Below are 14,240 nucleotides of genomic sequence, written 5' to 3' on the forward strand. Positions count from 1 at the left end.
TGTCATGAGCGAAAGAACAACGTCAGCCAGTTGGGCATCAGGGATCGTGAAGGCACTTGAACTGGAAGGGCTGGATTGCAGAGCCATGTTCAAGCAATTGGGGTTGGACTTTGCCGCCCTCGACGACCCCGATGCACGTTTTCCGCAAGACTCCATGACCCGCCTCTGGCAGCTGGCGGTGGAGCTGTCGGGCAATGAGGCCATCGGCCTGAACATGGCACGGGTGGTTCGCCCGGCGTCGTTCCATGTGGTGGGCTATGCGTTGATGTCCAGCCGCACCCTGGCCGAGGGCTTCAAGCGCCTGGTGCGCTACCAGCGCATCATCGCCGAAAGCTCCGACCTCAGTTTCGTCCTCGGCCCCGAGGGCTATTCGCTGATTCTGACCGTGCACGGCGACCACCTGCCGCCAACCCGGCACAGCGCCGAAGCGTCGCTGGCCTGTGCGCTGGCGCTGTGCAAATGGCTCAGTGGCCGGCCGGTCCAGCCGCGGCGGGTACTGGTGCAGGGGCCGCAGCCGAAGAATGTCGAGCCTTACAAGGTGGCGTTCCATTCGCCGCTGGTGTTCGGCGCCCCACATGATGCGCTGGTGTTCGAGCGGGCCGACATGGAGGCGCCGCTGCCGACCGCCAACGAGGCCATGGCGGTGCTGCACGACCGGTTTGCCGGCGAGTACCTGGCACGCTTCTCAGAAACCCGGGTCAGCCACCGCGTGCGCCAGGTGTTGTGCCGCATCCTGCCGCAGGGTGAGCCCAAGCGCGAAACCCTGGCCCAGGCCCTGCACCTGTCGCAGCGCACCTTGCAACGGCGGCTGCAGGAGGAAGGCACCAGCTTCCAGACCTTGCTTGACGACACCCGCCGCGAACTGGCCGAACAATACCTGGCCCAGCCGGGTATGACCTTGCTGGAAACCGCCTACCTGCTGGGCTTTGCCGACCCCAGCAACTTCTATCGGGCGTTTCGCCGCTGGTTCGATGCCACGCCCAGCGAGTACCGCGCCCGCCTGGGCGCGGAAGGCGAAGTGCTCAGTGACGCCAGAACGCCGGCATGCACAACACCAACACCGTGATGATTTCCAGGCGACCCAGCAGCATGCCGGCCGCCAGAATCCATTTGGCCGCGTCAGGCAGCGTGGCGTAGTTGCCCGACGGGCCGATCACTTCACCCAGGCCTGGGCCTACACCCGAAACCGTGCCGGCGGCACCGGTCAGCGCAGTCATCCAGTCCACGCCCAGCAGCGACAGCAGCAGCGCCAAGACACAAATGGTGATGGCGAAGAAGAACGAGAACGTCAGGATCGAACGCACGATGTCTTCATCGAGGCGATGACCGTTGTATTTTTGCTTGATCACCGCGCGCGGGTGAATCAGCTGGTTGAGGCTGGCCTTCAGCAGGATGTAGGCCACCTGGAAGCGGAAAATCTTGATACCGCCGGCGGTCGAGCCAGAGCAGCCGCCAACGAAGCCCAGGTAGAAGAACAGCATCAGCGAGAAGTTGCCCCACAGGCTGTAGTCCCCCAGGGCGAAACCGGTGGTGGTGACCACAGAGGTCACATTCAGCGCCACATGGCGCAGGGCGTCGAGCCAGTGCAGGTTGGTGCTGTACCAGTACCAGGTGCCCAGTACCAGCCAGGTGACCACCAGCATGCCCAGCAAGCCTTGTACCTGCTGGTCACGAATCAGCGCCTTGCGGTTGCCGCGCAGGGTGGCTACGTAAAGGGTGAACGGCAGGCTGCCCATGATCATCACCACCACCGCCACCCAGTGCACGGCCGGGATATCCCATTTTGCCAACGACTGGTCGGAGGTGGAGAACCCACCCGTAGAGATAGCTGACATGGCGTGGTTGATCGCATCGAACGGGCTCATGCCTGCCCACCAGAAGGCCAACGCACCAAGGATGGAGAAACCGACGTAAACCGCCACGATCGACTTGGCGACCATGTGCGAGCGCGGCATGACTTTTTCCGAGCGGTCGGACGATTCGGTCTGGAACAGGCGCATGCCGCCGATGCGCAGCAGCGGCAGGATCGCCACCGCCATGGCGATGAAACCGATACCGCCGAGCCAGTGCAGCATCGAGCGCCACATGAGGATGCCCGGTGACATGTTATCGAGCCCGCTGAGTACGGTAGCGCCAGTGGCGGTGATGCCTGACATGCTTTCGAAGAAGGCGTCGGTGTAGCTGATGTGCTGGGTCAGCAGGAACGGTAGCGCGGCGAACACGCACACCACCAGCCAGCTGCTGACGGTCAGCAGGTACATGTCGCGCGGGCGCAGGTGTACATGCTCCGGGCGCCCCTGCACCACCAGGGCCAGGCCGGCGATGAAGGTGATCAGGCTCGACCAGAGAAACGACGGCATGTCACCGGTGCGCTCGAAGATCACCAGGGTCGCCATGGGCACGGCCATGCCGACGGCCAGGGTAATCAGGAAGATGCCGATGATGAAACCAATGATCCTTAAGGTCGGCAACGCCATGTGATCTGCTCAGACTCGAAACGGAAGGGCGCCATTCTACCTATGGGTCTGGTGATGTAAACGCTAGAATGGCCGCACATTCAACTGCCAGGAGGGTAGCCGATGGAGGCTCTCGACGCATTGCTCAACCGTGTTTCCGTGCCACGCCTGACCGACCCGGCGCCCAATGCCGCCCAGCGCGAGGCGCTGTTCCAGGCTGCCCTGCGCGCCCCGGATCACGGCCAGCTGCGGCCGTGGCGTTTTCTTACCATCGAAGGCCAGGGCCGCGAGAAGCTGGGTGAGCTGTTCGCCGAAGCCGTGCAGCACAAGGGCGATGCCAGCCAGGCTGCACTGGACAAGGCCCGTGCGATGCCGCTGCGGGCGCCGTTGCTGATCGTGGTGGTGGCCAGGTTGCAGGACCACTTCAAGGTGCCCAAGTCCGAGCAGCGCCTGGCGGCGGGCTGTGCGGCGCACGGTATTCTGATTGCTGCGCACGCGCAGGGGATCGGCGCGGTGTGGCGTACCGGTGACATGGCCTTCGATGCCCATGTGCACAAGGGGTTGGGGTTGGCCGAGAACGAGGAGCTGATCGGCTACCTGTACGTCGGCACGCCGCTGACCGAGCCGCGGACAGCGCCGGTGCTGGAAACGGCTGATTTCGTCAGTGGCTGGGGTGAGTAACCTGGCCTTGGGCTGATTCAGGTATCAAGGCTTCCGGCCTTTTCGCGGGTGAAGCCGCTCCTACAACGGCATCCACATCCCCTGTAGGAGCGGGTTAACCCGCGAAGAGGCCAGGTACCTTTACACCCCATCAACTGCCTGTCGCTTCAGCCAGGGGCAACTCCAGCCTGGCCACAAACCCACCCTGTGGATGATTCTCCAGCACCAGGCTACCGCCATGGCGCTCCGCGGCCTTGCGCGCAATCGCCAGCCCCAGGCCATGCCCCGGTGCTTCCTGCCCTGGCGCGCGGAAGAACGGCTCACCCAGTTGCGCCAGGTGCTCCGCTGCCGCCCCAGGACCATGGTCACGCACGCTGATCACGATGCGGTCCTGCTCGCGTGCGGCGCTGACCTCGACCGGCTGGCCCGCCGGGTTGAAGCGCAGGGCATTGCGCAGCAGGTTGTCCACGGCACGCTCGATCAGCGTTGGCCAACCCTGCAAGCTCAACCCCGGCTGCGCCTCCAGGCGCACGTCCTGCTCCGGTGCGCTCAGCAGGGCGTCCTTGCGTACGCTGCCGAGCAAGGCATTGATGTCGACGGGTTCGGCATGAGCCTGTTCGGCATCCACTCGGGCCAGGGCGAGGATTTCGCTGATCAGGTCTTCCAGGCGGTCGCACTCGCGGGTCAGGCGTGGCCACAGCGCTTGCCGCTGCTCAGGCTCGGCGCGTTCGGCCAGGGCCAGGGCAATACGCAGCCTGGCCAGCGGCGAGCGCAGTTCGTGGGACACATCGCGTAGCAGCTGGCGCTGGCTGCCAATGGTGCTTTGCAGGCGCGCGCCCATCTTGTTGAAGTCCTTGGCCAGCACGCCAAACTCGTCGCGCCGCGCTGCCAGCCGTGCCAGGCTGTTCTGCTGATAGGTGGTCTGGCCCAGATCGTGTACGGCGCTGCGCAGGCGGCTTAACGGGCGGGTGATGGACAGCGTCACCAGCAGGCTGAACAGGGTCAGCACGACCAAGGCAATGCCCAGGGCGCTGAGTGGCCACAGCAGGCTTTCACGGTGCCAGGCATCCAGCGCCGGGTGGGGGATGCGGTAGATCAGCAAGTAGGTTTCGCCGGTGTCGGGGCTGGTGTATTCCTCGGTCAGCCGGCGCCATGGCAAGCGCCGCTGGTCGTTGTGCTGGCGCGCTTCGAAGGCTGCCGCACGGCGTGGGAAGGTACCGGGCACCACGGCTTCACCGCTATCGTCGAGCACCTGCACGTCGATCTTGTAGCGGTCCTTGCGTCGTTCCAGAAAGTGCTGTGCCGCCTCCAGGCCTTCCTGCTCGTAGTGCTTGGTCCACTTGCTGGCCAGGGTATTCAGGCCCGGGTGACGGCTGAGGATCCAGGCGTCCTGGTTGAGCATGTGCCCCAGCAGGATCGACAGGCCTGCGACCAGGGTGATGGCCAGCCAGAAACTGGCCAGGATGCGCCAGAACAGTGAACGCAAGTGCACCTCCTAAACGGGAAAAGCCCGGCCCGCAGTGAGGCGGGCCGGGCACGGGGCGGACAGCTTACTGGGCCTTGGCGCCTTTTTCAGCTTTCCAGGCCTGGAACTCCTGCCACTCGGCTTTCTTGGCGGCGCGTTCTTTTTGCAGTTCATCGAACTTCTTCTGCTGGTCAGGCGTGAGCAACTTGCGCACTGCGCTGTCGGTCTTGTCGCGGCTGGCTTGCAGCTCATCCTTCATGGCCTTCTGGTCGGCGGCCGGCAGTTTGGACAGGTAGCGCTCGGTAATGTCGCGGCGCTGCTGCATCTGCTCGCCCATCAGCTTGCCGATCTGCTGGCGCTGATCGCGGCTCAGGTCCAGTTGGTGGAAAGGCGCATCACCGCGATGATGCGGGCCGTCGTGGCGCGGGCCGCCGTCAGGCATGGCCATGGCCACGGTCGGCAAAGCGGCAGCGAACATCAGGGCGATAAGGGTCTTGCGCATGGTGTCTCTCCTTTCATAGGCCGGTGATTACCGGATGAGCACAGTCTAGGGAGATCACCGTCAAGCGCAGTCAGGGGATGGTAAAGGCAAAGTAAAGATGATGGGGCCGTGCAGCCCGGCCTTGTGCCGCGAAGGGGCGCGCAGTGGCCCCGGTGTGTTTACAGGCAGTAGTAATAGCCACGGCTACGCAACGCCACAATGCGTGGTCGGCCATCGGCGTGGGGGCCGATCTTCTTGCGCAGGTTGCTGACATGCATGTCCAGGCTGCGGTCGTACAGGGTCAGCTTGCGGCCCAGGCCGATCTGCGCCAGTTCCTGTTTTTCCAGCGGCTCGCCGGGCTGACGCAGCAGCGCTTCAAGAATACGGCTTTCGGACAGGGTCAGGGTCATTTCGCGGCCATCGATGCTGGCCACGCCCCGCGCAGGGCTGTAGACCAGGTCACCCAGTTCCATCTGGCTGGTCGTGGCGGTGGGGTGGCTGCGGCGCAGTACCGCGCGCAGTCGGGCAGTGAGCTCACGCGGGTCGCAGGGTTTGGCCAGGTAGTCGTCAGCGCCCAGTTCCAGGCCGAGAATGCGGTCCAGCGGCTCGCCGCGGGCTGACAGCATCAGCACCGGCAGCTCGGCATGCTCGCTGCGCAGCTGCTTGAGAAGCTCCAGGCCGCTGCCGTCGGGCAACATCACATCCAGTACCACGGCAGCAGGGGCATGCTCAGCCAGGGCCTGGCGTGCGCTCTGGCCATCGTGGCAGGCACGCACGGAAAACCCTTCCTGGGTCAGCCAGCTGCCGAGCAGCTCGCACAGTTCCTGGTCATCATCAATCAGTAACAGCTCGCTCATGACTCACTCAATTCAACCATTGACGGCGGTGATTCGGTCCGCCAGTGGCAAAGATACCGCAGACTGATGGCCTGAGTATAACTGCTGGTAACGCGTGGCCCTCTTCGCGGGTAAACCCGCTCCTACAGCGGTCTGTGTCCAACCACCGACATGTGTCCACCACCAATCTGTGTAGGAGCGGGTTTACCCGCGAATACGGTAGCGGCAGCAACGGTGAACGGCGGGTGGAGATTGGCCAGCAGGCCCGGCCCTTTCGCGGGTGAACCCGCTCCTACAAAGGGCTGTGTCCAACCACCGACGTGTGTCCACCACCAATCTGTGTAGGAGCGGGTTTACCCGCGAATACGGTAGCGGCGGCAACGGTGAACGGCGGATGGAGATTGGCCAGCAGGCCCGGCCCTTTCGCGGGTGAACCCGCTCCTACAAAGGGCTGTGTCCGACCACCGACATGTGTCCACCACCAATCTGTGTAGGAGCGGGTTTACCCGCGAATACGGTAGCGGCGGCAACGGTGAACGGCGGGTGGAAATTGGCCAGCAGGCCCGGCCCTTTCGCGGGTAAACCCGCTCCTACAAGGGGCTGTGTCCAACCACCGACGTGTGTCCACCACCATCGTAGGAGCGGGTTTACCCGCGAATACGGTAGCGGCGGCAACGGTGAACGGCGGATGGAGATTGGCCAGCAGGACCGGCCCTTTCGCGGGTGAACCCGCTCCTACGGGCGATCGCACAGATCCGAAGGTTTGTGGGTACCTTGTAGCGAAGAGGGCCGTGCCGTCTCAGGTCAAGGCAGTACTTGCTTGAACGGCTTGACCACAACCTTGTCGTACACGCCGGCAGCGATGTACGGGTCGGCATCGGCCCAGGTCTGCGCGGCTGCCAGCGACTCGAATTCGGCAACGATCAGGCTACCGCTGAAACCCGCTTCGCCCGGGTCGTTGCTGTCGATGGCCGGGTGTGGGCCCGCCAGAACCACGCGGCCTTCGGCCTTGAGCTGCTGCAGGCGTTCGATGTGCGCCGGGCGGGCAGCCAGGCGCTTTTCCAGGGAGTTTGCGACGTCGCTGGCGATAATGGCGTAGAGCATGTCAATCCTTGGGTTTGGAGGTAGAAGGGTCATCGTGCAGGTGGCGCGACAGGTACACGCCTTGCGCCACCAGGAAGATCACGGTCATGCCCAGGCTGCCGAACACCTTGAAGTCCACCCAGAAGTCCTGGAAGGTGAAGGCGACGAACAGGTTGGCCGCGCCGCAGAACAGGAAGAAAGCGATCCAGGCCAGGTTCAGGCGCGTCCAGATGGCATCAGGCAGGGTCAGGGCGTGGCCCATGATGCGCTTGATCAGCACCCGATCGCCGATGAAGTGGCTGCCGGCAAAACCCAGGGCAAACAGCCAGTTCACGACAGGAGCCTTCCATTTGAGGAAGGTTTCGCTGTGAAAGGTCAGGGTCAGGCCACCGAACACCAGGCAGGCGATCAGCGTCAGCCACTGTCCCTTCTCCAGCTTGCGCTGGCGCAGGAACAGTGCGCCGTACACGACCAGCGAGCTGATGATCAGCATGGCCGTGGCGCTGTAGATGCCGCCAAATTCGAAGTGATGGCCGGCGACTTCCATGGGGCGCGGGTCAAGCTTGTAGACGATGAAGAACAGCAGCAGCGGGATGAAATCGATGAATTGTTTCACAATGGCAGCCAGAATCGGGATGTGACGGCATAATAACAAACATCGATTCCAGCGAAAGCGCTCCTCTATGAATGTTGATCTGCACTGTCACAGCACGGCCTCCGACGGCGCCCTGTCGCCTTCGGTACTGGTTGCCCGGGCTCATGAGCATGGGGTGCAAGCGCTGGCACTGACCGACCATGACACCCTCGAAGGCCTGCCCGAAGCGCGCCAGGCCTGCGTTGACCTGGGTATGCGCTGGGTCAGCGGGGTGGAGCTGTCCTGCACGTGGGGCGGCGCGACCATCCATGTGCTGGGTTATGACTTCCCGCTCGACGCACCGCCATTGCTGGCGGCGATTCAAGCGCTGCACCAAGGCCGCTGGCTGCGTGCCGAAGAAATCGACAGACGGCTGGCGGCCAAGGGCATGCCCGGCACGCTCGAAGGCGCGCGCGCCGTGCAGCACGAGCTGGGTGACAGCGGCAATGCCCCGGCGCGCCCGCATTTTGCCGAGTATCTGGTGCGGGCCGGGCACGTCAAGGACCGTGGTGAAGCGTTTCGCAAGTGGCTGGGCGCCGGCAAGCTGGGCGACGTCAAGCAGCACTGGCCGACGCTCGACGAAACCGTTGCCACGCTGAGGCAGTCCAACGCCTGGGTGAGCCTGGCGCATCCCATGCACTACGACCTGACCCGCAGCAAGCGCAGGCGGCTGATTGCCGACTATATTCAGGCAGGAGGGCAGGCGCTTGAAGTGGTCAACGGGATGATGCCTGCCGAGCAAGTGGGCACCATGTCCATCCTTGCCCGTGAGTTCGGCCTGCTGGCAAGCGCTGGCAGTGACTTCCACGGCCCCGGCACCTGGGGCGAGATCGGTGCCTATCGGCCTTTGCCCGAGGATCTGCCACCTTTGTGGCGTCGATTCAGCCATGAACAGCCTTTGGCGCTATGAACAGGACGATTACGTGAGCCAATTTTTCCAGATTCATCCGGAGAACCCACAGGCGCGCCTGATAAAACAGGCCGTCGAGATCATCCGCAAGGGGGGCGTGGTGGTGTATCCGACGGACTCGGCCTATGCGCTGGGTTGCCAGATAGGCGACAAGTCGGCAATCGAGCGGGTGCGGCGCCTGCGCGGGCTGGACAAGACGCACAACTTCACCCTGATGTGCTGCGACATGTCGCAACTGGGGTTGTATGCCAAGGTCGACACCGGCACCTTCCGCATGCTGAAGGCGCATGTACCGGGGCCTTACACCTTCATTCTCAACGGCACGCGTGAAGTGCCGCGTCTGCTGTTGCACGATAAGCGTCGCACCATCGGGCTGCGTGTACCGGACCACGCCATCACCCTGGCCTTGTTGGCCGAGTTGGGCGAGCCACTGATGAGCGTCAGCCTGATCCTGCCGGGCGACAGCGAGCCGATGACCGACCCTTATGAGATCCGTGAACGGCTGGAGCACCATGTCGACCTGGTGATCGATGGCGGGTTCGGCGATCTCAAGGCGTCGACCATCATCGACCTCTCCGGCGACGAACCGGAACTGATCCGCGAAGGTTGTGGCGACCCCACGCCGTTCCTGGTCAACGCGTGAGCCAGCTGGAAGCGCCTGAGGCGCCGGCCGAACGGGTCGAGGAGCCTCGGCAACTGCAGTTGGCGCTGGTCTATGGTGAAGCCCTGACCGAGCTGCCGCTGGACCTGTACATTCCGCCGGACGCCCTTGAAGTCATCCTCGAAGCTTTCGAAGGCCCGCTGGACCTGTTGCTGTACCTGATCCGCAAGCAGAATATCGACATCCTCGACATCCCTGTGGCCGAGATCACCCGGCAGTACATGGGCTATGTGGAGCTGATGAAAAGCGTGCGCCTTGAACTGGCCGCCGAATACCTGGTGATGGCTGCCATGCTGGCCGAGATCAAGTCACGCATGCTGCTGCCGCGTTCCGCCGACGTCGAGGAGGAGGAGGGTGATCCACGCGCCGAACTGATCCGCCGCCTGCAGGAGTACGAGCGCTTCAAGGCTGCCGCCGAGGGCATCGACGAATTGCCACGGGTCGGGCGCGAGGTGGTGGTGCCGCGCCTGGAAGCGCCGCAGGCCAAGGTACGCAAGCTGTTGCCTCAGGTCAGCCTGGAAGAGCTGCTGATGTCCATGGCCGAGGTGATGCGCCGCAACGACCTGTTCGAAAGCCATCAGATCACCCGTGAGACCTTGTCCACCCGCGAGCGCATGAGCCAGGTGCTGGAGCGTCTCAAGGGCGGTGCCTTTGTGCCGTTCATCGCGCTGTTCGCTGCCGAGGAGGGCAAGCTGGGCGTGGTGGTGACCTTCATGGCCGTTCTCGAACTGGTGAAGGAATCGCTGATCGAACTTGTGCAGAATGAACCTTTCGCCGCCATTCACGTGCGGCTTCGCCCGGCGCCAGTTGAAGAACCCAATGAACCTGAATGAACCCCGCGACCTGGCGTCGCTGATCGAAGCCTTCTTGCTCGCTTCGGGCAAGCCGCAATCCCTGGAGCGCCTGTACGAGCTGTTCGAGGAGGCCGAGCGCCCCGAGCCCAAGGTGTTCAGGCAGGCCCTGGAGGTGCTGGGCAAGTCGTGCGATGGCCGTGCGTTCGAGCTCAAGGAGGTGGCCAGCGGCTATCGCCTGCAGATTCGCGAGGATTATGCCCCTTGGGTCGGGCGCCTGTGGGAAGAGCGCCCGCAGCGCTATTCGCGAGCGCTGCTTGAGACTCTGGCCCTGATTGCCTACCGCCAGCCGATCACCCGTGGTGAAATCGAGGACGTGCGGGGCGTTGCGGTGAACAGCAATATCATCAAGACCATGATGGAGCGCGATTGGATTCGCGTGGTCGGCTACCGCGAAGTGCCCGGGCGGCCGGCGATGTTCGCCACCACCAAGGCGTTTCTCGACCATTTCAACCTCAAGGGCCTTGAGGACCTGCCGGCCTTGGCCGAGCTGCGCGAAATGGAACCAGCGCCGCAACTTGACCCGGATGATGCGCCGGTGCCTGCGCACCTGCAGGCGTTGGCGGATGCCAGCCTTGGGGAAGAGGAGGTTGGTGAGCCGAGAGAGGAGACCAGTTTCCGTAGCCTGTTGGTGGAGCTGGATGCCATGGAAGACGGTTTGAAAACCGATTTTGATGATTTGCGGGGAGAAGAGCCTGAGCCTCCGGTGGAGGAGGAGATCAAGGCTCAGCCCTGATTGATCTGCTGCCTGTGCTGGCCTCTTCGCGGGCAAGCCCGCTCCCACAGGGGTATCACAGGTCCCGAAGGTTGCGCACGTACCTGTAGGAGCGGGCGTGCCCGCGAAGAGGCCAGCACAAAGCCCACTGGGCAGAAAATCATGCCCAGCCCCACAAAACCCTCTACCCTCCAGTGCGTTCCCCTGATGAACCGCGTATGATGCGCGGCCTTTTGGCGCGTTCGTCGCCAGAAACCTGTTTTCATTCCTACACCGGGAGGTGCCCAGATGAGTGAGCAAGACCTGAAAGAAACCGAAGTCACCCCGCCATCCGGCGAAAAGCTGCAGAAAGTGCTGGCGCGCATTGGCGTGGGCTCGCGGCGTGACGTCGAGGCCTGGATCAGCCAGGGTCGCATCAAGGTCAACGGCGTCGAGGCCACCCTTGGCCAGCGCGTCGACCTGCACGACGCCATCGCCGTCGACGGCAAGCTGATCAAGCGCGAGGAGGCCGCCGAGGCCACCCGCCGGGTGATCATGTACAACAAACCCGACGGCGAAATCTGCACCCGTGACGACCCGGAAGGCCGTCCGACCGTGTTCGACCGCTTGCCACGGCCAAAAGAGGGCCGCTGGATCAACATCGGTCGTCTCGACATCAACACCACTGGCTTGCTGCTGTTCACCACCGACGGTGAACTGGCCAACCGCCTGATGCACCCATCCTACGAGATGGACCGTGAGTACGCGGTACGTGTGCGTGGTGAAGTCGACGACGAGATGATCGAGCGCCTGAAAGCCGGCGTAATGTTGGAGGACGGCCCGGCCAAGTTCACCGATATCCAGAAGGCACCGGGTGGCGAAGGCTTCAACCACTGGTACCACTGCGTGGTGATGGAAGGTCGTAACCGTGAGGTGCGTCGCCTGTGGGAATCCCAGGGCATGGTGGTCAGCCGCCTGAAGCGTGTGCGTTTCGGCCCGGTGTTCCTCAACTCCGACCTGCCGATGGGCCGCTGGCGCGAAATGACCCAGGGCGAAATCGACATCCTCGCCGCCGAAGTCGGCCTGCAGCCGGTCGCGCTGCCAGCCATGAAGCTCAAGGCCAAGGACAAGATGGAGCGCCTGCAGCGCAAATCGACCCGCCCGCTGGGCCGTGGCGAGCGCGTGCGCAACCTGCGCCCGGCCCACGAAGGTGCCGCTACTGGCGAACGCCCGGCGCGTCAGCCGCGTGAAGAAGCGCCGCGCAAACCCACCCGTGGCAGCACGGTGGCTGAGCGCCCGAGCGAGATGCGCAAGCGTCCGGGCAAGCCTGATGGTGACAAGCCGGCAGGCCGTGGTCGCGGCAAGCCGCGTGGCTGATAAGCCAGCGTGGTAATCAAGGAACCAGCCTTCGGGCTGGTTTTTTTATGCCTGCGGGAATGCGCGCCAAGCGGCCCAAGATATTGAGCAGAAAGAATTTTTCGGACGACTGGCAAGTTCTTGATCCGCCATGTAAAGAAAACTGTACGAATGTGGCTGTTTTCAGCCCGCATTTCAGATCAAGCCCGATCGTGTAAACAAACCTTGCCGGCGCCCCTGTGCCAAAGCCGTCGCCATGGCGCTAGCCACCCTTGCCCAAACCCCCGTCCCCACGGTGTTATAGCCGCCATTGCCTTGTGCAGGAGCCCGTCCAAAGAGCCGGGCTGACAAAACAACAAATGGAGGCGCCATGTACGCCGATCACTTCGCCTTTGAAGGCCTGTACCACAGGAACGCTGCGTTTTTTCCCGAGGAAACGATGCAACGCGTTGACGCCTGCGCGTTTGCAGGGGTATACAGTGCGCCGCGTTTTACCTGTGACCCTCTTGCGTACCGCGCACTCTTGATCACGCCTGGTTGACCCGCTCCGGCGGCACCTGAGGTCAAGAAACCCAAGGTAACCACCTTGCCCATTCCGCTGCGCCACGAGCGCGGTGGGTCCGATTCCGTCACAGATAAAAACAATGCAGGTGACTTCGTTCATGAGTGGACAAAACATGCATTCAGGCGAGCTAAAGCGGGGCCTGAAGAACCGCCATATCCAGTTGATCGCCCTCGGCGGTGCGATTGGTACCGGCCTGTTCCTCGGCTCGGCAGGCGTGATGAAATCCGCCGGCCCGTCGATGATCCTTGGCTACGCGATCTGCGGCTTCATCGCCTTCATGATCATGCGCCAGCTGGGTGAAATGATCGTCGAAGAGCCGGTGGCCGGTTCGTTCAGCCATTTCGCCCACACCTACTGGGGTGGGTTCGCCGGCTTCCTGTCGGGCTGGAACTGCTGGGTGCTGTATATCCTGGTGGGTATGTCGGAGCTTTCGGCGGTCGGCAAGTATGTCCACTACTGGTGGCCGGAGATCCCCACCTGGGTCACGGCGGCAGCCTTCTTCGTGCTGATCAACGCCATCAACCTGATGAACGTGAAGTTCTTCGGTGAGGCCGAATTCTGGTTCGCCATCATCAAAGTGGTCGCCATCGTCAGCATGATCGGCCTGGGTGCCTACCTGCTGACCAGCGGCAGCGGCGGCCCTGAAGCCACCGTGGCCAACCTGTGGTCACACGGCGGCTTCTTCCCCAACGGTGTCAGCGGGCTGGTAATGGCCTTGGCTTTCATCATGTTTTCCTTTGGTGGCCTGGAAATGCTCGGCTTCACCGCCGCCGAGGCCGACAAGCCAAAGACCGTGATCCCCAAAGCGATCAACCAGGTCATCTACCGCATCCTGATTTTCTATGTCGGTGCGTTGGTGGTGCTGCTGTCGCTGACCCCGTGGGACAACCTGGTCGCCAGTATCGACGCCTCGGGTGGCAGCTACGGCAGCAGCCCGTTCGTGCAAGTGTTCTCGCTGCTGGGCAGTGACGTGGCTGCCAACCTGCTGAACTTCGTGGTGCTGACTGCGGCGCTGTCGGTGTACAACAGCGGCACCTACTGCAACGCCCGCATGCTGCTGGGTATGGCCGAGCAGGGCGATGCCCCGGCGTCGCTGGCCAAGGTCGACAAGCGGGGCGTGCCAGTGCGTTCGATCCTGGTGTCGGCTGCCGTGACCTTCGTCGCCGTGCTGCTGAACTACCTGATGCCGCAAAACGCGCTGGAACTGCTGATGTCGCTGGTCGTGGCCACCCTGGTGATCAACTGGGCGATGATCAGCTACTCGCACCTGAAGTTCCGTCAGCACCTCGACCGTACCGGCCAGAAGCCGCTGTTCAAGGCACTGTGGTACCCGTACGGCAACTATGTGGTGCTGGCCTTCGTGGTGCTGATTCTGGGCATCATGCTGATGATCCCGGGCATCCAGGTGTCGGTGTATGCAATCCCGGTGTGGCTGCTTGCGATGTTCGTGGTGTACATGGTCAAGTCGCGTCGCCAGGTGAATGCGGGCGGTGCTGTTGAGACTGTGGCTAAGTAAGGCGCCATAGGCGGCATGTGAAAACCCGGAGTCAGGTGACTGGCTTCGGGTTTTTTGTTGCCTGTGCGGGCC

Annotated in this window: 14 protein-coding genes; 8 read left to right on the top strand and 6 right to left on the bottom strand. The window is 63.1% G+C overall.

The window, feature by feature from the left end:
* The first annotated feature begins 4 nt into the window (after window positions 1-4).
* The gene (locus tag AC3RCM_RS07260; RefSeq protein ID WP_409322491.1) at window positions 5-1,066 is read left to right on the top strand and encodes an AraC family transcriptional regulator; all 1,062 of its coding nucleotides are present in this window, start codon (window positions 5-7) and stop codon (window positions 1,064-1,066) included.
* Here AC3RCM_RS07260 and AC3RCM_RS07265 read toward each other — a convergent pair.
* Window positions 1,023-2,477: a TrkH family potassium uptake protein gene (locus tag AC3RCM_RS07265; RefSeq protein ID WP_004576878.1), complete on the bottom strand. Its 1,455-nt coding sequence runs from the start codon at window positions 2,475-2,477 to the stop codon at window positions 1,023-1,025. The two genes, AC3RCM_RS07260 and AC3RCM_RS07265, sit on opposite strands and share 44 nt — an antisense overlap.
* A 102-nt stretch (window positions 2,478-2,579) precedes the next feature.
* Here AC3RCM_RS07265 and AC3RCM_RS07270 point away from each other — a divergent pair, with 102 nt between their 5' ends.
* Entirely contained in the window at window positions 2,580-3,137 is a 558-nt protein-coding gene (locus AC3RCM_RS07270; protein WP_003254557.1) for an NAD(P)H nitroreductase, read from the top strand.
* A 130-nt stretch (window positions 3,138-3,267) separates the two neighbouring features.
* Here the strand turns inward: AC3RCM_RS07270 and AC3RCM_RS07275 are convergent, their stop codons facing one another.
* From AC3RCM_RS07275 to AC3RCM_RS07295, 5 genes are all read right to left on the bottom strand, one after another.
* Window positions 3,268-4,608, bottom strand: a complete 1,341-nt coding sequence (locus AC3RCM_RS07275; RefSeq protein ID WP_239607175.1) for a sensor histidine kinase — start codon at window positions 4,606-4,608, stop codon at window positions 3,268-3,270.
* A 58-nt stretch (window positions 4,609-4,666) separates the two neighbouring features.
* Window positions 4,667-5,083, bottom strand: coding sequence for a Spy/CpxP family protein refolding chaperone (locus tag AC3RCM_RS07280; protein ID WP_014590086.1), 417 nt, complete (start codon window positions 5,081-5,083; stop codon window positions 4,667-4,669).
* 158 nt (window positions 5,084-5,241) lie between these two features.
* Window positions 5,242-5,919: a response regulator transcription factor gene (locus AC3RCM_RS07285; RefSeq protein WP_064492117.1), complete on the bottom strand. Its 678-nt coding sequence runs from the start codon at window positions 5,917-5,919 to the stop codon at window positions 5,242-5,244.
* Window positions 5,920-6,702: 783 nt separating this feature from the next.
* Complete coding sequence (locus AC3RCM_RS07290; RefSeq protein ID WP_003254549.1) at window positions 6,703-7,002, bottom strand: YciI family protein; 300 nt, start codon at window positions 7,000-7,002, stop codon at window positions 6,703-6,705.
* A gap of 1 nt (window position 7,003) precedes the next feature.
* The gene (locus AC3RCM_RS07295) at window positions 7,004-7,597 is read right to left on the bottom strand and encodes a septation protein A (RefSeq protein ID WP_010955188.1); all 594 of its coding nucleotides are present in this window, start codon (window positions 7,595-7,597) and stop codon (window positions 7,004-7,006) included.
* Between the two features lie 67 nt (window positions 7,598-7,664).
* On the opposite strand from AC3RCM_RS07295, the gene AC3RCM_RS07300 reads away from it, so the two are divergent.
* From AC3RCM_RS07300 to AC3RCM_RS07325, 6 genes are all read left to right on the top strand, one after another.
* On the top strand, window positions 7,665-8,525 hold the full coding sequence (locus AC3RCM_RS07300) for a PHP domain-containing protein (protein WP_020192615.1): 861 nt from the start codon (window positions 7,665-7,667) through the stop codon (window positions 8,523-8,525).
* Window positions 8,526-8,538: 13 nt separating this feature from the next.
* Window positions 8,539-9,168, top strand: coding sequence for an L-threonylcarbamoyladenylate synthase (locus AC3RCM_RS07305; protein ID WP_003254544.1), 630 nt, complete (start codon window positions 8,539-8,541; stop codon window positions 9,166-9,168).
* Entirely contained in the window at window positions 9,165-10,019 is an 855-nt protein-coding gene (locus AC3RCM_RS07310; RefSeq protein WP_020192616.1) for a segregation and condensation protein A, read from the top strand. The genes AC3RCM_RS07305 and AC3RCM_RS07310 overlap by 4 nt, the downstream gene beginning before the upstream one ends.
* On the top strand, window positions 10,006-10,773 hold the full coding sequence (scpB, locus tag AC3RCM_RS07315; protein WP_492629450.1) for an SMC-Scp complex subunit ScpB: 768 nt from the start codon (window positions 10,006-10,008) through the stop codon (window positions 10,771-10,773). The genes AC3RCM_RS07310 and scpB overlap by 14 nt, the downstream gene beginning before the upstream one ends.
* Before the next feature lie 267 nt (window positions 10,774-11,040).
* Entirely contained in the window at window positions 11,041-12,108 is a 1,068-nt protein-coding gene (gene rluB / locus AC3RCM_RS07320; RefSeq protein WP_064492119.1) for a 23S rRNA pseudouridine(2605) synthase RluB, read from the top strand.
* Between the two features lie 641 nt (window positions 12,109-12,749).
* Complete coding sequence (locus tag AC3RCM_RS07325) at window positions 12,750-14,168, top strand: amino acid permease (protein WP_177409991.1); 1,419 nt, start codon at window positions 12,750-12,752, stop codon at window positions 14,166-14,168.
* The last annotated feature ends 72 nt before the right edge of the window (window positions 14,169-14,240 follow it).

The sequence above is a fragment of the Pseudomonas sp. GW823-FHT05G12 genome, assembly GCF_058795575.1.

Bases quoted from the DNA above. Each gene is read 5' to 3' on its own strand.
- AC3RCM_RS07260 (WP_409322491.1), top strand. From the start codon at position 5: ATGAGCGAAAGAACAACGTCAGCCAGTTGGGCATCAGGGATCGTGAAG.
- AC3RCM_RS07265 (WP_004576878.1), bottom strand. From the start codon at position 2,477: ATGGCGTTGCCGACCTTAAGGATCATTGGTTTCATCATCGGCATCTTC.
- AC3RCM_RS07270 (WP_003254557.1), top strand. From the start codon at position 2,580: ATGGAGGCTCTCGACGCATTGCTCAACCGTGTTTCCGTGCCACGCCTG.
- AC3RCM_RS07280 (WP_014590086.1), bottom strand. From the start codon at position 5,083: ATGCGCAAGACCCTTATCGCCCTGATGTTCGCTGCCGCTTTGCCGACC.
- AC3RCM_RS07285 (WP_064492117.1), bottom strand. From the start codon at position 5,919: ATGAGCGAGCTGTTACTGATTGATGATGACCAGGAACTGTGCGAGCTG.
- AC3RCM_RS07290 (WP_003254549.1), bottom strand. From the start codon at position 7,002: ATGCTCTACGCCATTATCGCCAGCGACGTCGCAAACTCCCTGGAAAAG.
- AC3RCM_RS07300 (WP_020192615.1), top strand. From the start codon at position 7,665: ATGAATGTTGATCTGCACTGTCACAGCACGGCCTCCGACGGCGCCCTG.
- scpB (WP_492629450.1), top strand. From the start codon at position 10,006: ATGAACCTGAATGAACCCCGCGACCTGGCGTCGCTGATCGAAGCCTTC.
- rluB (WP_064492119.1), top strand. From the start codon at position 11,041: ATGAGTGAGCAAGACCTGAAAGAAACCGAAGTCACCCCGCCATCCGGC.
- AC3RCM_RS07325 (WP_177409991.1), top strand. From the start codon at position 12,750: ATGAGTGGACAAAACATGCATTCAGGCGAGCTAAAGCGGGGCCTGAAG.